This window comes from Paenarthrobacter nitroguajacolicus, assembly GCF_051027655.1.
GTDB lineage: Bacteria > Actinomycetota > Actinomycetes > Actinomycetales > Micrococcaceae > Arthrobacter > Arthrobacter nitroguajacolicus.
On record NZ_CP073234.1, the window covers coordinates 788603 to 805050 of the forward strand.

16 protein-coding genes are annotated in these 16448 nt (G+C 62.8%); 8 read left to right on the top strand and 8 right to left on the bottom strand.

The window, feature by feature from the left end; translation table 11 throughout:
- The first annotated feature begins 31 nt into the window (after positions 1 to 31).
- Positions 32 to 2830: a phosphoenolpyruvate carboxylase gene (gene ppc / locus KCX59_RS03980; RefSeq protein WP_179018765.1), complete on the top strand. Its 2799-nt coding sequence runs from the start codon at positions 32 to 34 to the stop codon at positions 2828 to 2830.
- A gap of 106 nt (positions 2831 to 2936) precedes the next feature.
- Positions 2937 to 3242 (top strand): hypothetical protein, encoded by a 306-nt coding sequence (locus KCX59_RS03985; protein ID WP_091465316.1) that lies wholly within the window; start codon positions 2937 to 2939, stop codon positions 3240 to 3242.
- A 15-nt stretch (positions 3243 to 3257) separates the two neighbouring features.
- Here KCX59_RS03985 and KCX59_RS03990 read toward each other — a convergent pair whose 3' ends face one another.
- Positions 3258 to 3902: a DedA family protein gene (locus KCX59_RS03990; protein ID WP_091465318.1), complete on the bottom strand. Its 645-nt coding sequence runs from the start codon at positions 3900 to 3902 to the stop codon at positions 3258 to 3260.
- A gap of 54 nt (positions 3903 to 3956) precedes the next feature.
- On the opposite strand from KCX59_RS03990, the gene KCX59_RS03995 reads away from it, so the two are divergent.
- Positions 3957 to 4514: an O-acetyl-ADP-ribose deacetylase gene (locus tag KCX59_RS03995; protein ID WP_179018763.1), complete on the top strand. Its 558-nt coding sequence runs from the start codon at positions 3957 to 3959 to the stop codon at positions 4512 to 4514.
- Between the two features lie 34 nt (positions 4515 to 4548).
- Here the strand turns inward: KCX59_RS03995 and KCX59_RS04000 are convergent, their stop codons facing one another.
- A complete protein-coding gene (locus KCX59_RS04000; RefSeq protein WP_178993341.1) occupies positions 4549 to 5205 on the bottom strand; it encodes a hypothetical protein in 657 nt (218 codons plus the stop codon).
- An 80-nt stretch (positions 5206 to 5285) separates the two neighbouring features.
- Entirely contained in the window at positions 5286 to 6215 is a 930-nt protein-coding gene (locus KCX59_RS04005; protein WP_179018902.1) for a pseudouridine synthase, read from the bottom strand.
- A 152-nt stretch (positions 6216 to 6367) separates the two neighbouring features.
- Here KCX59_RS04005 and KCX59_RS04010 point away from each other — a divergent pair, with 152 nt between their 5' ends.
- Both KCX59_RS04010 and KCX59_RS04015 read left to right on the top strand, forming a co-directional pair.
- Entirely contained in the window at positions 6368 to 7018 is a 651-nt protein-coding gene (locus KCX59_RS04010; RefSeq protein ID WP_179018761.1) for an ArsR/SmtB family transcription factor, read from the top strand.
- Positions 7011 to 7703, top strand: coding sequence for an SRPBCC family protein (locus KCX59_RS04015; RefSeq protein WP_179018759.1), 693 nt, complete (start codon positions 7011 to 7013; stop codon positions 7701 to 7703). The genes KCX59_RS04010 and KCX59_RS04015 overlap by 8 nt, the downstream gene beginning before the upstream one ends.
- A gap of 9 nt (positions 7704 to 7712) precedes the next feature.
- On the opposite strand, the gene KCX59_RS04020 is transcribed toward KCX59_RS04015, so the two are convergent.
- Positions 7713 to 8288 (bottom strand): TetR-like C-terminal domain-containing protein, encoded by a 576-nt coding sequence (locus KCX59_RS04020; protein WP_179018757.1) that lies wholly within the window; start codon positions 8286 to 8288, stop codon positions 7713 to 7715.
- Positions 8289 to 8377: 89 nt separating this feature from the next.
- Between KCX59_RS04020 and KCX59_RS04025 the strand changes: the two genes are divergently transcribed.
- On the top strand, positions 8378 to 8905 hold the full coding sequence (locus KCX59_RS04025) for a DUF4188 domain-containing protein (protein WP_179018755.1): 528 nt from the start codon (positions 8378 to 8380) through the stop codon (positions 8903 to 8905).
- A gap of 65 nt (positions 8906 to 8970) precedes the next feature.
- On the opposite strand, the gene KCX59_RS04030 is transcribed toward KCX59_RS04025, so the two are convergent.
- Positions 8971 to 10425, bottom strand: a complete 1455-nt coding sequence (locus KCX59_RS04030) for a PLP-dependent aminotransferase family protein (protein ID WP_179018753.1) — start codon at positions 10423 to 10425, stop codon at positions 8971 to 8973.
- A 61-nt stretch (positions 10426 to 10486) separates the two neighbouring features.
- Between KCX59_RS04030 and KCX59_RS04035 the strand changes: the two genes are divergently transcribed.
- Positions 10487 to 11116: a YczE/YyaS/YitT family protein gene (locus tag KCX59_RS04035; RefSeq protein WP_178993346.1), complete on the top strand. Its 630-nt coding sequence runs from the start codon at positions 10487 to 10489 to the stop codon at positions 11114 to 11116.
- A 21-nt stretch (positions 11117 to 11137) separates the two neighbouring features.
- Here KCX59_RS04035 and KCX59_RS04040 read toward each other — a convergent pair whose 3' ends face one another.
- Genes KCX59_RS04040 through KCX59_RS04050 form a run of 3 tightly spaced genes read right to left on the bottom strand, consistent with a single transcriptional unit; the run spans position 11138 to position 14733 of the window.
- Complete coding sequence (locus KCX59_RS04040; protein ID WP_179018751.1) at positions 11138 to 12370, bottom strand: glycoside hydrolase family 26 protein; 1233 nt, start codon at positions 12368 to 12370, stop codon at positions 11138 to 11140.
- Positions 12361 to 12798, bottom strand: coding sequence for an STAS domain-containing protein (locus KCX59_RS04045; protein WP_178993348.1), 438 nt, complete (start codon positions 12796 to 12798; stop codon positions 12361 to 12363). The genes KCX59_RS04040 and KCX59_RS04045 overlap by 10 nt, the downstream gene beginning before the upstream one ends.
- Positions 12799 to 12849: 51 nt before the next feature.
- A complete protein-coding gene (locus tag KCX59_RS04050) occupies positions 12850 to 14733 on the bottom strand; it encodes a glycosyltransferase (protein WP_179018749.1) in 1884 nt (627 codons plus the stop codon).
- 340 nt (positions 14734 to 15073) lie between these two features.
- Between KCX59_RS04050 and KCX59_RS04055 the strand changes: the two genes are divergently transcribed.
- Positions 15074 to 16336: a glycoside hydrolase family 16 protein gene (locus tag KCX59_RS04055; protein ID WP_179018747.1), complete on the top strand. Its 1263-nt coding sequence runs from the start codon at positions 15074 to 15076 to the stop codon at positions 16334 to 16336.
- Positions 16337 to 16448 lie beyond the last annotated feature (112 nt).

Below are 16448 nucleotides of genomic sequence, written 5' to 3' on the forward strand. Positions count from 1 at the left end.
GGGCCAAACCAGATCCCGAAGGTAAGTATCAATGGTTCACACTGCCCATCAAGACACCGATCTCGCAGCCGAACTGCGTGCCGACGTGCGGCGCGTATCCACGCTTCTCGGCGAGTCCCTGGTCCGACAACACGGTCCGGAGCTGCTCCAACTTGTGGAGCAGGTCCGCTTGCTGACCAAGGAGTCCAAGGAAGCCGCACGGGGCGGCGCAGATGCCACCGGCCCTTGGAGCGCGCACGACGTCGTTGCTCAGGTTCGCGAGTTGCTCGCCTCCCTGCCGCTGGACCAAGCGACCGACTTGGTCCGTGCCTTTGCGTTCTACTTCCACCTCAGCAACGCGGCCGAGCAGGTACATCGCGTTCGTGGACTGCGTACCCGGCAGGAAAAGGACGGCTGGCTGGCAAAAGCAGTCTCGGAGATAGCCGGCCAAGCGGGCCCGCAGGTCCTGCAGGATGTGATCAACGAGCTCGACGTTCGGCCCATTTTCACGGCGCACCCTACCGAGGCATCACGTCGTTCAGTGTTGGATAAGGTCCGCAAACTATCGGACGTCCTTGCTGAGCCAACCACGGAGGGGACTTCCGCGCGGCGCCGCCAGGACCGGCAGCTCGCCGAGATCATCGACCAAATGTGGCAGACCGACGAGCTCCGCCAGGTCCGCCCCACTCCTGTAGATGAGGCTCGGAACGCCATCTACTACTTGAACAGCATCTTGACCGATGCAATGCCGGAAATGCTGACTGACCTTTCAGAACTCCTTGCTGAGCATGGCGTCACGCTCCCGGCCGCCGCTGCACCCTTGAAGTTTGGTTCGTGGATCGGTGGCGACCGTGACGGCAACCCGAACGTCACTGCTGCTGTCACCAGGGAAATCCTGCAGTTGCAGAACCAAAATGCAGTCCGGATCAGCATTGCCCTCATCGACGAACTCATCTCGGTGCTCTCCAACTCGACGGCACTCTTTGGGGCCGACCGGGAGCTGTTGGATTCGATCGCTGAGGATCTCAAGAACCTCCCCGGACTGGACAAGCGCATCCTTGAGCTGAACGCGCAGGAGCCCTACAGGCTTAAGCTGACCTGCATCAAGGCCAAGCTCATCAACACCGGTCGCCGTATTTCAGCTTCCACCTATCACGAGCCGGGCCGTGACTACGCCACCACTCCTGAGTTGCTTGCGGAGTTTGGGCTGCTTGAGGCCTCGCTGCGAAACCATTCCGCCGCATTGGTGGCAGACGGCGCCCTGGCCCGCGTCCGCAGGGCAATCGCTGCCTTTGGCTTGCACCTGGCAACACTGGACATCCGCGAACACGCCGATTACCACCATGATGCCGTGGGGCAGTTGGTGGACCGGCTCGGCACGGAAAAGCCTTACGGCGAATTGACGCGTGAGGAACGCTTCATGTTCCTTGGGGCCGAGTTGGCTTCCCGCCGGCCGCTGTCCGGCCACCCGATCAAGCTTGAAGGCACTGCGGACGGCACGTACGACGTCTTCCGGAGCATCCGCCAGGCCCTGCACACCTACGGTCCGGACGTCGTGGAGACCTATATCATCTCCATGACCCGTGGTGCCGATGACGTCCTTGCTGCAGCAGTTCTTGCGCGTGAAGCTGGCCTGATCGATCTCTTCAGCGGCAAGCCCCATGCCAAGATCGGGTTCGCTCCGCTTTTGGAAACGGTGGAGGAACTCCGGGCTTCGGCCGAGATCGTGGACCAGTTGCTGTCCGACCCGTCCTACAGGGAACTTGTTCGTCTCCGCGGAGACATTCAGGAGATCATGCTGGGTTACTCCGATTCCAATAAGGAATCGGGCGTCATGACCAGCCAGTGGGAGATTCACAAGACCCAGCGCAAGCTGCGTGACATAGCTGCCAAGCATGGCGTCCGCGTGCGCCTGTTCCACGGCCGCGGAGGATCTGTGGGCCGCGGTGGCGGACCCACCTATGACGCCATCATGGCCCAGCCGAACGGCGTACTTGAAGGCGAGATCAAGTTCACCGAGCAGGGGGAGGTCATTTCGGATAAGTACTCCCTGCCAGAGCTCGCCCGCGAAAACCTGGAACTTTCCCTGGCTGCAGTGATGCAGGGGTCGGCCCTGCACCGTACTCCGCGCACCTCGGATGACGAGCGTGAGCGGTACGCCAATGTCATGGAAACCATTTCGGATGCAGCGTTCGCCCGCTACCGCACATTGATTGACGATCCCCAGCTTCCGGCCTACTTCCTCGCTTCTACGCCGGTGGAGCAGCTGGGTTCATTGAACATCGGCTCGCGCCCCTCCAAGCGTCCGGATTCAGGTGCCGGACTCGGTGGCCTGCGGGCAATTCCGTGGGTTTTCGGTTGGACCCAGTCACGCCAGATCGTTCCCGGATGGTTCGGCGTGGGCTCCGGCTTGAAAGCCGCCCGCGAAGCCGGCGACACCGATCAGCTGCTGGAGATGATGGACCGCTGGCACTTCTTCCGCTCTGTGATCTCCAACGTGGAAATGACCTTGGCCAAGACGGATATGGAAATTGCCGGTCATTACGTTTCGTCGCTGGTCCCGGAGGAACTGCACAGGCTGTTCCACATGATCCGCGACGAGTACGAGCTCACTGTGGCCGAAATCGAACGGCTTACGGGTGAGATTGAGTTGTTGGATGCCCAGCCGACGCTGAAGCGTTCACTCGAAATCCGCGATCAGTACCTGGACCCGATCAGCTACCTGCAAGTAGAGCTGCTCCGCCGCGTGCGCGAGGAGCAGTTGTCCGGAGGCGAGATCGACGAGCGGCTCCAAAGGGCCATGCTCATCACCGTCAACGGTGTAGCTGCAGGCCTGCGCAACACCGGCTAGCAAACCTTCTCTCACACCCCCCGGGATTCCACGGATGCCTCTCTCACCCGGTGAGAGAGGCATCCGTCCAAGGGCGTGGGATGTGCGAGAGCGTTAGGGTAGTGGGATGCCGTCGTTCCAGACCAAGTTGAAGATCACTGGCCTTAAGCCGGGCAACGCACCCGAATCGGTGATGGCCGCAGCGGTGGAAGCGCTGGAAACCCGCCACCATGTCGAATCGAACCAGCTCGACATCGTGGGAGGCGTACCCCAGATCAGCCTGCGCTTCACAGTGGGCGACCGGGATTACTCGGGCGAGAACGACGAAGCCCGGACGTCGGCAGCCATGATGCGTGACGCCGTCGAACGCGTAGCTATCACTGGAAGCCTTTTCGTGTTGCGTCGGAGCCGCGGCCGTTGGTCGCCGGTTTAGACCAGTTAGTCAGCGCTACTCGGGCTGCGGAACGTCGCCGGGCTTGTCGGCGTCGAAGGGTTCGTCCACGGGGGATCGGCTGCCGCGGCGCCGGGTAACGATCAATCCGACCACCACGCCGATGACCAGGCCCAGTCCCACCCCAATGAGTGAGCTGGCCCAAAAGGGAAGCTTGGTGGTGGAGCCCGTGAAGTAGCCCAAGCCGACCTGCCACACTGCCCAAAGCACTGCTCCCAGGCCGGCGCACAGGCTGAAACCCCGGACCGAGACGTTGGCGATGCCCGCCGCGGATGAGGTGGCGAGCCTGCCGCCGGGGATAAACCGAGCGCCGATGATGGCGCCGTAGGTTGACGAACGGCCGGCTTTGGCGATGGCCTCGTGGATTCCGCGGTGGACCCGGCGGCCCCACGACCACCGGTCCAGAACGTGGCTGATGCGCCGTTTAAACAGCAGGAACACTGCCATGTCGCCCAGCCAGGAAGCGAACGCAGCAAGGAACAGGATGAGCCAGAAGTTGGCGTGGCCGTCGGCTGCGAGCGCCCCGCCGGTGATTACCACCATCTCGGAGGGGATGGGCGGGAAGATGGCATCGCCCAACACAATGGGGACAATCCACAGGTAAATTGCGGATCCCCATGTCTCTGGAGCGATGATGTCCATGGGCAAAAGGTACCGCACTTGCCGCGTCCCCCGCTCGGGGGTGAGACTGGCGCCATGCGAATCGAGATTCTGCGCGGTGACATCACCACCCGCCGGGTTGACGCGATCGTCAACGCCGCCAATTCGTCACTGCTCGGTGGAGGGGGAGTGGACGGCGCCATCCATAGGGCCGCGGGCACGGAACTTCTTGAGGCCTGCCGCGAGCTGCGCCGGACGCAACTGCAGGACGGACTTCCGGTAGGTGACGCCGCGGCTACGCCCGCCTTCCGGCTCCCCGCACGCTGGGTGATCCATACAGTGGGACCCAACCGGCACGCGGGTCAAACCGATCCGGCGCTGCTGGGGTCGTGCTTCCGTCAGAGCCTGAGGGTGGCGGCGGGTCTTGGTGCCCGATCCATCGCCTTTCCTGCGATCAGCGCCGGAATTTACGGCTGGGACGCCGGTCAGGTCGCGGAGGTAGCGTTCGACGCCGTGAGGTCGTTTTCGTCGTCAGCTTCAGCTTCCGGCGCTGAGGATAGCCCGCTTGAGCTGGTGGAGTTCGTACTGTTTTCGGAGGAGACGACGGCGATCTTCCGGGCTGTGTTTAACTCCTCGCCGAAGGGTGACTCCTAGTCGCGGTTTAGCGACTCACCCGGGGTGACTGACCTCATGCCGCTGAGGGCGCCCCACCGGGCACGCCCGCCGCGTGTTTGTGGCCGAGGAACCTGCCGGCCTTGAAGTACCAGTAGGGCCAGACGGCCCAGGACGATGCCCCCGCGATGAAGCCCGCTCCCATGATCCCGTAACGGAGCCACTCGGGCCCGGGAAGGAGGAAGCCCAGGCCAGCCAAGGGGAGGCCGATCCAGAGGGCTCCGCCGATGAATCGGCCGAGCTTCGCGAGCCCCTGCGGGTAGTCCTCAACGTGGAGAAGTCTGTTGTTCGCCACAAAGAACCAAGCCCCTTGGACGACAATGGCCGCAACGGAAATTGCTGTTGACGGCCCAAAGTCCAGGACCTTGAATACAAGCAACGCCGAACTCGTGGCCCCGGCTGCGCATGCTGTTACGGTGACCCACTTCAATGGCCCGGTCCACGGTGCCTTCGGGAGACGCTGGTGAACTTGGAGGATTACCGGTATAGCGAGAACGTTGAACACGGCTCCCGTGGCATCGTTGATGGCACCGAAAACAAACGGGCCACCCTTGGGCACTTCCACGGCGTACATTGCTGCGAGGGTAACGATACCGAGGGCACCCGCTGCAGCAGCAGAGAAGGCGAAGGCTGATGCGGCCCTATCACCTGGAAGCTCAACTGAATTGTCCATCTCGCACCCCCGCCAAACTACCCCCCGGAATCCTCATGGTAGTCCTGCTCAGAGTCACGTGGAATGGGTGTGGGAGGCCCTTAGCCGCGGGCTTCGCTGAGCTCCAGTTTGCTGCGATATTCCACGCGTTGCTTGCTGATGGGATCCACAAATGTGATGCCGCGGGCCAGCAACTGCAGGGGTTTGGAGTAGTCGTCCGGGGCTTTGTCCAGCAAGTCCGGGTAGAAGGCGTCGTTGACGATTCCCAATCCAAGCGAGGCCATGTGCACGCGGAGTTGGTGAGTCTTTCCTGTGTGCGGTTCCAACCGGTACAACGCGCGCTGGTGAGTTCCGGCGTCGAACGTTTTTGTCTGTTCAATGCGGGTTTCCGCGTTCGGTTCTCCGTCGATGACTTCCGCGAGCAGGTAACTGCGGGACTTGGTCATGCGGTTGCGGACAACCACCGGGAATCCGACGGCGGGATAGCCTGCGGCCGGCGTCGCGGCGGACACGCACTCGTATTCCTTCTGGACCTGGCGCTTCTCGAAGAGAACCTGATACTTGCCGCGTGTCTCCGGGTTGGTGGAGAGCAGCAGCAGGCCGGCCGTCATTCGGTCCAGGCGGTGCATGGGGATGAGGTCCGGGAGGTTGAGCAGGTTCCGGAGCCGGACCAGCGCGGATTCCTGGATGTAGGTGCCGCCCGGCGTTGTGGGGAGGAAGTGCGGTTTGTCCACCACCAGGATGTGTTCGTCTTGGTGGAGGATGTTGATTTCCACGGGCAGGCGGGTCTCGGGCGGGAGTGTGCGGTAGTACCAGATGAAGGTGTGGTCCTCCAGCTTGGTGCTGCGGTTCAGCGGTACGCCGCCTTCGCCCACGATCTCTCCGGCGTCAAAGCGGTCCTCGATGCCCTGAGGATCGATATGGCCCCAACGATGCATCATGTAGTCCATTGCGGTGGTCCACGGTCCCTCGTCCGGCAGGCGAAGGCGGGTCGCGTTCACGCCGTCGCGCACGGGGAGGGGGGATTGCATCACTGGTCAATTCTACCGGCGTTGCGTTGTGAGGCCCGGTCTGCACCCCTGGGCGGCTCCGAAAGGCGCAAAACGGGCCTCACAACGGGAGAGATAGACCGACGATAAAAAAGTTCTTGACAATAATAGTTGTCGGTAAGCATACTTGAAGCATGTTGGACATCGAAGTGATCGAGGACCCGGCCGCAGCGGAAGCGTCACTGGATCCGATCCGCACCCGAATCCTGCAGGAGCTCGTCGAACCGGCGTCCGCCACGCAGCTGGCCGCGAAGGTCGGGTTGCCCAGGCAAAAGGTGAACTACCACCTCAAGGCCCTCGAACGGCACGGTTTGGTGGAGCTGGTGGAGGAACGACGCAAGGGCAACGTCACCGAGCGCGTACTCCGCTCGACCGCGGCGTCCTACCTGATCTCGCCTGTCGCCTTGGCGTCTGTGGCACCCGATCCGCGGCGCTTCTCTGACCGGTTCTCCGCTTTCTGGCTGCTTTCGCTGGCTTCCCGAACCGTGCAGGAAATGGGCAAGCTCATCGCCGGCGCTGCCGTGGCAAAGAAGAAACTGGCCAGCTTCGCGATCGACGGTGAGATCACCTTCCGTTCCGCTGCCGAACGCGCAGCATTCGCGGAGGAGCTCGGTGTGGCGGTGACCCAACTCGTGGACAAGTACCACGACGGCGGTGCTGCCGCCGTGGCGGGCGGCGGACGCAAGCACCGCCTCGTCGTCGTACTTCACCCCGCACTCAAAACCGGGGCACTGAAAGCACCCTCAACCCAGCACTCAGCAGAAAAGGACCAAAGCAATGACTGATAACCGGAAATTCGAAATTGAGACGGACGTCGAACTGCCCGGCACCCCTGAACGGGTATGGCAGGCGGTCACCAAGGACACCCCCGCCTGGATGTTCCCCACGGATCAGTGGCCGGACGTGAAGACCACCGAGGAATACCCCAGCCACCTTGTGTCCCGCATGGACGGCCCGGATGGATGGTTCAACCAGTTGGAGCACATCCTTGAGCCGCTGGAGGGTGGCCGCGCCAAGCTGCACTACGTTCACAGCGGGATCTTTGCCGAGAACTGGGATGAGCAATACGACGGCGCCAGCAAGCACACGGAGTTCTACCTGCACACGTTGGGTCAGTACCTGCAGTACTTCGACGGCAAGCCCGTGGTTTTCACGGACATTCAGGCGCCTGCTTCTTCGCAGACGGTGGATGGATTCGTTCAGCTGAAAAAGGCCTTGAATGTGGACGGTGTAGCCGCCGGTACCGCAGTGGATGTTGACGTCGACGGCGTGGGGCGGCTGGCCGGGGTAGTGGACTTCTCAAACGAGAACTTCCTGGGCCTCCGGACCGCGGATACGATGTACCGCTTCTTCGGTCGGAACGCATTCGGTGCTCCGGTCGGGATGACGGTGCACGAGTTCAGCGGCTCCGGCGATGCAGAACTTACGGCCAAGGCCTGGGGTGCGTTCCTGGAGAAGGTTTACGCATAGCAGTTCCGGTTAGGCCGCCCAGGCCCGGGCCACGGATTCCAGGGCGGCCTCGTAGATCGATGCCCAATCGGTGGCGGGATCGTTCATCTGCGCAAGTTCCAGGCTGACCAGCCCATGGACCTGTCCCCAGATGGCCATTGCCATGAGCGCGGGGTCGTCCTTGCCCAGAGCGCCCGCTGATTGGGCGGCGACTACCGCCTCCACCAGGGGGAGCATAGAACCGGAAGCAACTGCCGGCGTCGGGCTGCAATCAACATAGGCGGCCAGCGCCCCGCCGAACATGAGGCGGTAAAGGGCCGGGTGCTCCAGTGCCCAAATGCGGTAGGCCCGGCCCAATCCCGGCAGCCCGTCCTTCGCCGCAGCACGTTGGGATTCACCAAAGGAGCGGAAACCGTCGTCGACGGCGGCTGTCAGCAGTTGCGCTTTACCGCCGAAGAGGGAGTAGATCGCCGTGGTGGACGTTTCTGCCGCTGCTGCTACGTCACGAAGGGTGACGCGGGCCGGCCCCTCGCGGTCCACCAGTTCGGCGGTCACCGCGAGGAGTCGATCCTGGACGTGTTGGTCATGAACTACAGGTCTTGCCATGCCCTCCAGTGTTTCATAACATTGTTTCATAACAACGTTATGAAACCCGGATCCAACAAAATCAGGGGTTCCCCAACTGAAGGATTCACATGGCACAGGAGATCTTCCCCGGCCGCTTCACCGCGGATATCGGGCGCGATACAGTGACCGTCTTCCTCATCGGGATGCGGGCAAACCGGTGGTGGAAGCTGGGCCGCGTCGCCAAGGTGGCGTCGGCCATGCCCACCATGATGCAGCACCTAGCCAAGAACCCGGATGCCGGTCTCCTTGGCAGCGAGCAGTGGTTCGGGCGGACTACCATCCTGCTCAGCTACTGGGAAAGTCCGGAGCATCTGAGGCGCTTTGCCGCAGACAGGGATTCGCCGCATCTGGGCCCATGGCGGAAATTCATGAAGGAGTTCGCGGGCAGCGGCGACGTTGGCGTGTGGCACGAGACGTACCAAGTCCCGGCGTCGGGTATTGAAGTGGTGTACAACGGCATGCCGCTGTTCGGCTTGGCAAAGGCAACCTCGCATACACCGGTGGGGCCGGGCAGCAACACAGCGAAGCAACGCATGAGCGCGAGGGCGCGATCCGCAGATCCGGCCCCAACTAAGTCGCAGCACATGTCGTTTTGAGCCCTCAAAACGGCCTCAACTGCGACTCAGTTGGGTCGGATGGGTGGGACCAGGCGGGCGGCGGCCTAGGCGACCGCGACGGCGGCTGGCCGCTCTGTCTTTAGCGTCCGGCGGAGGTGGGGCGAGGCGTCGAGCTTGTCCTGGGCGGCGCGAAGCGCACCGACGGCGAACTCCAACTGTGCAGCGGGCAAGGTGTAGGGAACGCGCAGGTAGTGCTCGAACGCTCCACCCACCCCGAAGCGGGGTCCAGCTGCCAAGCGCACGCCGAAGTCGGGTGCAAGAACAGTCAGTGCGGTGCTGCATGGTGTGGGAAGTCGGCACCATGCTGTCAGTCCACCCCGCGGTCGCTCCACCTCCCACGAGGGCAGATGCTCCGCGAGCAACCCCAGCAATGATTCCCGGTTGTGCCGGAGCTCCTCAAGCCGGGCATCAAGCGGTTCGGCGAAGGACCGCACCAGGCGCGCCGCCGCCAGTTGTTCAACCACTGGCCCGCCCAGATCCATGACTGTCCTCGTGGCGATAAAGCGGGCAATCAGGGACTCGTCTGCCCGGATCCACCCGGTCCTGAGTCCCGCCCAATGCGATTTGCTCAGCGACCCGATGGAAACCACCGCAGGACTGAACGACGACATCGGCGCGGTGCGGACGCCGTCGAGATTCAACCCACGCAGGGTTTCGTCCACCACCAGCACGGTTCCGGAAGCAGCGGCCGCCCGCGTAAGCCGTCTGCGTTGCAGGTCGGACATGATGCGCCCGGTCGGATTGTGGAAGTCCGGCACCAAGTAGGCCACGGCCGGGCGCTGCTGATTCATGGTGGCCACCATCGCATCGATGTCCCAGGCTGGCGAAGTGCCCGAGGGCAGCGCCACCGGCAGGGGCTTGCAGCCGGCGGCGCGGATGGCGTCCAGGGCGTTGGGGTACGTGGGGTGTTCCACTAGAACCCGGTCCTGCTTTCCGGCCAGGGCGCGCAGCACAATGTTGAGGGCATGCTGTGCACCGGAGGTGACAAGGATCTGGCCCGGCGTCGTTGGCACCCCTTCCGCTGTGTACTTCTCTGTGATGGCTTCGCGGAGGGCCGGCACCCCCAGCGCGTCGTATCCGAACCCGGGCAAGAGGGCCGGCAACTCGGTCAGGGCGTCAGCGAAGGCGCGATGCACTACCTCGCCGGCGGCCGGCAATGACGCATACGCCAGATCCAGAAGCCCCTCGGGAACCGCGAACCCAGGCGCGCTTGCTGGTTCGGTGCGGTGGGGGATGCATGTCCGTCCGCGGCTGCCCTGACCTGCCGTGAGGAATCCCTGTTCTCGCAGGCTCGCATACGCGGCAGTGACCGTGGTCCGGCTGAGTCCGAGTGTCTGGGCGAGTGCCCGCTCGCTTGGCAAAGCGACGTCCAAGGGGATGCGCCCGTCCATCACCAGCAAGCGCACGACGTCGGCCAGCTCACGGTAGGCGGGCAGGGCGCCGGAGTTCCAAGAGCCGAGGAGGCGAACAAGTGCGGTGGGATTCAGGGAGCCGGACATAAGACCAGTATTCCAAACTGGCTATGGAATACAAGGCCAGTTCTCTTGGATGATGTACTTCATGATGACCCGAAGAATCACTCAACTCCTCATTGGCCTCGCGATGTACGGCATCTCCCTGGCCATCTTTATCCGTGCCGGCCTGGGCTTGGACCCTTGGGATGTGTTTCACCAAGGCGTATCCGAAAAGACCGGCTTCAGCATGGGCGTTGTGGTGATCGCGGTCAGCTTTCTGGTTCTCCTCCTGTGGATCCCGCTCCGGCAGATGCCAGGGATCGGAACCATCGCCAACGCAATTCTTGTGGGTCTCTTCGCCGATCTGGGACTGTGGCTCATCCCGGAGTTCTCACACCTGGGCGGGCAGATCGCCATGCTCGCCGGTGCCGTGATCCTCAACGGCATCGCGTCCGCTTGCTACATCGGTGCTCGCCTTGGACCCGGTGCCCGTGATGGCCTGATGACTGGGCTTGTCCGCCGAACTGGTTGGTCCGTGCGCCTGGTCCGCACCGGAATCGAGGTGGTTGTCCTGGCTGTTGGCTTCCTGCTGGGCGGTTCCGTTGGTGTCGGCACGGTGGTCTATGCCCTGGCGATCGGCCCGATCGTGCAGGTGTTGCTGCCGAAGTTCATGGTGCCGGAACGTCCACAAGCGACGGCCCCCACGGAAATCGTGGAGGCCGCGCCGGCTGCCTGACGGCTGCCACTTAGGCGCCGCTTAGCGGCAGGCCTCCAGGTCCTCGCCGTACTGCAACCAGTCCGGTAGGTCCTCACTGAAGGCGTCTCGGATGGCGGGCGATCCAGCGCTCCGCCAGTCGACGTCGTCGTTAATCTCGATCTCGTACTTCTTCCACTCAAACCAGTTGATCATCTTCAACTGCGGGTACTTCTGGTGGGTTTCAACGGAGAAGACCTGACGCCACCATGCCTGCTTGACGTCCAGCTCGGACGCCCCGCCGCGGGCCGGGGTGAAGATGGCTGCCGTCTCCGGGATGGCCACCGGCTTGTTGTGGTCCACACCGTACACCTGATAGAAATCCGGGACGGAACTGTCGTCACCGGCTGTGCCGCTATAAGTGCCGGTCAGCATGGCCAGGAACTTGCCGGACTCAGAGATATCGTTGTTCCCCCAGGGCCGCTGATTGCCCCAGTGATACAGCGAAACTCCCACCCAATCCACGGCGTCGTCCCCGGGGTAGTAGGGAGCATAGGTGTCGTCAGCCATGGTCAGCGCACCGTCACGGTCCGTGTCGAGCGCAGCGAAATCGCCAGTTCCCGGACGGGCCGCGAATTGGCCCCCTGTAAACGGGTAGCCGCCACCATAGTTCGGGGCCCACATCATGGACGAGCCCGGCGCCCCGGCATGAATTGCAGCGGCCACTTTGCGGAATACCTCCACATAACGCAGCGGTTGCTGGCCCCAGGAATACCAGGACCCGTTCATTTCATGCGCAAAACGTACGACGACGGGCGTCCCCTGATCGTTGACGGCCCGTAAGTCGGTGGCCAGTTTGGCGATCACTTCGTCGCTCATGGTCTCAAGGCCGCCGTGCGGTTCCAGGGTCAGCAGCAACACGCCCCCTGTTGGGCGGACCTGGGTGACGGCGTTGGTGGTGTGAGCCCACGTTTCGTCGTCGTAGGGAATATCCGAAAATTGCACTACCACCGCCGGATCATGGCCGAGGTTTTCCCGGTGCTCGGACAATGTCTCCGAGTCCCAATCGAGGTTCACGCCCAGAAGCACACCGTCCTTGGGGATCATGGTGGAAGCATCCCCGGCCCGGCAGAGGGACAGAGCCTGGACTACCGGCACCACCTCCTTGGAAGCGAAACCCAGGCCCGTGGCAGCGAGGGCCGTCACCACCAAAGGGATGAGCAGGCTGGCCCGCCGGCGTTTTCTGTTCGGATGTCCCGTGAAAGGGGGAGGAATCTGCGCCACGGTCAGCCCCATCCGATGGAGCGATGACGACGCCTGAAGAGAGACCGCCAACTGAAGCGAGGCGCAAGCCCGCGTGGCCGCACGAGTGCCGCACCGCCGTCGACGGCATCGTGGCGAGTTGCGTAGATACGCGCGACGTGACCCAGATGGGCTTGGAGGTGGGTTTCCTGGAGCTCGCTGGAATCGCCGAAAAGGCGGAGATCGCCGCCGCGCGATCGGAGCAGGTGCAGCACCTCAAGCACCCCTACTACGCCTGATGCTCCCACCGATGTCACCGCTGCGACATCCAGCAGGACCAGGACGGGGCCGTCCGCGGCGGCTTTGGCGGATGCTTGGCGAATAGCGGGAACGGTAGCGGCGTCCAAGGCGCCGGTGATGGTCAGATCCACCGATTTCAAGGCGGTGGAGGTGGTGTTCGGGGCATGGGAGAGCATGGACATGGGGGTCGCTCCTTGCTGGGGGGTTGGAACGGCGTTAATTGATGGTTGCGGTCAGGGTGTGGGTTTGGTTGTGGCACCAAGGACGCTGGTGAGCTCCTTGGGAGTGGGCATCGGTTCAACGAGGTGGTCGCCGCGCCCCCGGTACCTCGCGGCACCGATCACCACGCTCAAAAGCGCCAGGTCCAAGACAACCCAGGCCAACGTGATGAGGGTGGGATAGAGCGGCGCTTCCCCGGATGACACTCGGGCAATGCCGATCAACGAGGACACAACGAGCAACGCCATGGCAATTACTTGTAGCTTGACATGCTGGAATCCACGGCCCGTGGCCTGCTTGCTCTTGGCTGTCACCGAGAACGCGAGGTGCTTGCCAAGGAAAACCGCTGCCGCACCTGAACACGTGGCTGCGATCCAGGTGGGAAACAGGGCAAAGGACCACTGCTGGCCGCGCCACAATCCCTTCGACCCGTTGCCCGCTACTTGGAAGAGCAGCTGGCACGAAATGAAGAAGGGCAGGAAGAGGCAGAAGAACACCACGGGGCTGGCGGTCAGCGGGTAGGTACCGGCCACCAGGAACACCACAGGCGCCGCGATGTAGCTCAGGGCCGCGAAGCCATTCAGATAACTCGTCATAGTGCCCAGATACATCAGGCGCTGAGCAACGGTGAGGCCCCGAAGAAACAACGGATTGTCACTGAAGAACACCTGCATGGTGCCGGCCGCCCATCGATGCCGCTGCGAGAGCATGGTGGACACGTCCTCAGGGGCCAACCCATGGACCAGCACCTCGTGGTGGTAGACACTGCCCCACCCCATCGCATGCAGGTGCATGGCCGTTGCCATGTCCTCGGTGATGGTGGTGGTGTCCATAGGGTGGATGGCCAGTGCTTGGTCCGTGTGGGCCACATCCACCGATTCCAAGACAGCGTCAAGTTCCGGCACCACGTCGTCCAATGCATCGGGAACTGCCAGAGCGGCTGTATGGAAGGCGATGCGGAGTTCGAAAGTGATCTCGGCGAGGACATCGCCTCTGCGCACCTGATGCTCCGCGCGTGCCACTGCCTCCAAGGCCTGTTCTGCAACGATCATGGCCGCGGGATGACGCCTGCCCAGTTCGCCGTGAAGGTCCTGCAAACGCGATCGGCCCCGACGCAAAGCGCGCCAGGTCTGCTCAGTGGCTGTCCGCGTGTAGCGGGTCAAGCCCAGGGCCATGAGGGCTTCACGGCGTAGGACAGCATTGGAACCGCAGAAGAACGCTGCGTCCCAGCCGTCCTTGCCCTGTTGGATGGGGCCGTAGAAGAGTTCCGCCTGGCTTCCCAGCGGGTCCCGTTCCGGAACATTCCAAAAGTGCTGTGGGGTCTGGACGAAAGCCACTTCCTCGGCATCGAAATAGCCCAGCACGCGGTCCAGGAAACGCGGTTCAGGGACTTGGTCTGCGTCAAAGATGGCCACGAACTCGCCCGTTGTCATGGACAGGGCGTTGTTGACGTTCCCTGCCTTCGCGAAGCGCTGCCGGCCATCCCACTCAGGACCGCGGGTGACATACCCGACGCCGATCCGCCGGGCTGCGGTGGCAAACTCGGCCCGGTCGCCGTCGTCAAGGATCCAGGTTTCGTGCGGGCACTCCATGTCTCTTGCCGCGATGGCCGTTTTGAGCACCAAGTCCAGCGGCTCGTTGTAGGTGGCGATGAAAACGTCCACCGATCTGCCCGGCAGGGCAGGTGGGGGAGGTGGACGTCGTCGTGCGTTCCACATGGTGACGGCGTAAAGCGCCGATTCGCCAAGGCTGTAAGTCTCCGCGGCCACGAGGGGCAGCGAGATCCACCAGGCATCCCACGCGACAGTGCTCGACCAGCGCCAGCTGATGTAAATCAATCCAAAGGAAACTACAAGAACTGCAAGGATCCTTACCAGTATTTGTCTGTAAATGCCCATCTTTAGCCTCCGGTAACTGCTGGGGAAAAGGCCAAGGCGCGCCAGTATGTCCAAACGCTCCTCAGAGCGAAGTTTGGGAGGACACGGCTGACGCGCCTGGAGCTGCATCTTCGATGCTCAAGGGAAGGAATTCGGCTGCGAACGGAATGTCCTTTTGCCAACAAATTTGAAGGAAATCTGCAAACCAGTTGGTTCCTGCTTCCACTTTCTCCCGCCGATATTTCATCCTCGTTACGGCGTTGAAAAGTAAACCTGCGTTGATTATTTCCTTGCTGTGACATTTTGCGTGTCGCTTCGAAAAAGCTTGCGTGCCACGGGCAGACGCCTTCAGAGTGGCACCATGAAGCGAAGACTCATGCCCCTGACGATGCTCGTCGCCGGCCTGACCATCGCAGCTACCCTCATAGCCCCGGAACCGTCCGCGCTGGCTGCCGCTGGTATGCCCGCACCTGGAGAACTGGTGTGGAGCGACGAATTCAACGGCCCCGCGGGCACGGCACCGGACCCCGGAAAATGGACTCACGACACCGGAGGATCCGGCTGGGGCAACGGCGAACTGCAGTACTACACCAACAGCACAAATAATGCTGCAGCCGATGGGCAGGGAAACATGGCCATCACCGCCCGGAGGGAGAACCCTGCGGGATATGAGTGCCACTACGGCACGTGCCAGTACACGTCCGCGCGCCTCCTGACCGCCGGCAAGTTCAGCCGAACACAAGGTCGGTTCGAAGCCCGACTCAAACTGCCCAAGGGGCAAGGCATGTGGCCCGCCTTCTGGATGCTCGGCGACAACGTCTTCACCGACGGTTGGCCCACCAGCGGCGAGCTCGACATCGTGGAAAACGTTGGCAAGGAACCCGGAACGGTCTGGGGAAGCATCCACGGCCCCGGCTACTCCGGGGCCAACGCCTCCAACGCCAGCTACACGCTGCCCGACGGTAAAGCTCTGGGCGATGCTTTCCACACGTTCACGGTGGACTGGGGGCCTGAGTCCATCACCTGGTACATCGACGGAACGGCCTTCTCACGAAAGACCAAGGCAGCAACTGCCGGCCCGTGGGTTTTCGACCACGACTTCTTCCTGCTCCTGAACCTCGCCGTGGGCGGTTACTGGCCCGGAGCGCCAGCGTCGGACACGGCGTTTCCGCAGTCGCTGCTGATTGATTACGTCCGCGTGTACGAGCTTGCTTCCGTTCCGGCGGCGCCTTCCTCTGCGGCCGGCACGCGCATCCAAGGCTATGCCGGCAAGTGCATTGATGTGGCCGGTCGGCAGGCTACTGACGGGGTCGCCTTGCAATTATGGGACTGCGATACGGCAGCGTCGGAGCAATGGACGTTTGCTGACAACGGCACCATTCGGTCACTGGGAAAGTGCATGGACGTGGCGTGGGGATCAACCGCGAACGGCTCACGAGTCCAGCTCGCCAGGTGCAACGGCAGTCCGGCGCAGCAATTCGTCCTGAACAATGCCGGGGATCTGGTGAACCCGCAGGCGGACAAATGCGTGGACGTGACTGACTGGAATTCATCCAACGGTGCGAGGTTGCAACTGTGGGATTGCGCCGGTTCCACCAACCAAAAGTGGTGGCGGATGGCGTAGAAAACGTCCGACGGCGGCGCGCGGCTTGCGGTGTCCGGCGGCTATTGCTGGGGCGGCTGGGGAGCTTCCTGGAGTAGCGGGCCGGGCTGGCAAGTGCGCGCAGCCGGCGCGG

Coding starts and splice junctions, on each gene's coding strand:
- ppc (WP_179018765.1), top strand. CDS start 32: ATGGTTCACACTGCCCATCAAGACACCGATCTCGCAGCCGAACTGCGT.
- KCX59_RS03985 (WP_091465316.1), top strand. CDS start 2,937: ATGCCGTCGTTCCAGACCAAGTTGAAGATCACTGGCCTTAAGCCGGGC.
- KCX59_RS03990 (WP_091465318.1), bottom strand. CDS start 3,902: ATGGACATCATCGCTCCAGAGACATGGGGATCCGCAATTTACCTGTGG.
- KCX59_RS03995 (WP_179018763.1), top strand. CDS start 3,957: ATGCGAATCGAGATTCTGCGCGGTGACATCACCACCCGCCGGGTTGAC.
- KCX59_RS04000 (WP_178993341.1), bottom strand. CDS start 5,205: ATGGACAATTCAGTTGAGCTTCCAGGTGATAGGGCCGCATCAGCCTTC.
- KCX59_RS04005 (WP_179018902.1), bottom strand. CDS start 6,215: ATGCAATCCCCCCTCCCCGTGCGCGACGGCGTGAACGCGACCCGCCTT.
- KCX59_RS04010 (WP_179018761.1), top strand. CDS start 6,368: ATGTTGGACATCGAAGTGATCGAGGACCCGGCCGCAGCGGAAGCGTCA.
- KCX59_RS04015 (WP_179018759.1), top strand. CDS start 7,011: ATGACTGATAACCGGAAATTCGAAATTGAGACGGACGTCGAACTGCCC.
- KCX59_RS04020 (WP_179018757.1), bottom strand. CDS start 8,288: ATGGCAAGACCTGTAGTTCATGACCAACACGTCCAGGATCGACTCCTC.
- KCX59_RS04025 (WP_179018755.1), top strand. CDS start 8,378: ATGGCACAGGAGATCTTCCCCGGCCGCTTCACCGCGGATATCGGGCGC.
- KCX59_RS04030 (WP_179018753.1), bottom strand. CDS start 10,425: ATGTCCGGCTCCCTGAATCCCACCGCACTTGTTCGCCTCCTCGGCTCT.
- KCX59_RS04035 (WP_178993346.1), top strand. CDS start 10,487: ATGATGACCCGAAGAATCACTCAACTCCTCATTGGCCTCGCGATGTAC.
- KCX59_RS04040 (WP_179018751.1), bottom strand. CDS start 12,370: ATGGGGCTGACCGTGGCGCAGATTCCTCCCCCTTTCACGGGACATCCG.
- KCX59_RS04045 (WP_178993348.1), bottom strand. CDS start 12,798: ATGTCCATGCTCTCCCATGCCCCGAACACCACCTCCACCGCCTTGAAA.
- KCX59_RS04050 (WP_179018749.1), bottom strand. CDS start 14,733: ATGGGCATTTACAGACAAATACTGGTAAGGATCCTTGCAGTTCTTGTA.
- KCX59_RS04055 (WP_179018747.1), top strand. CDS start 15,074: ATGAAGCGAAGACTCATGCCCCTGACGATGCTCGTCGCCGGCCTGACC.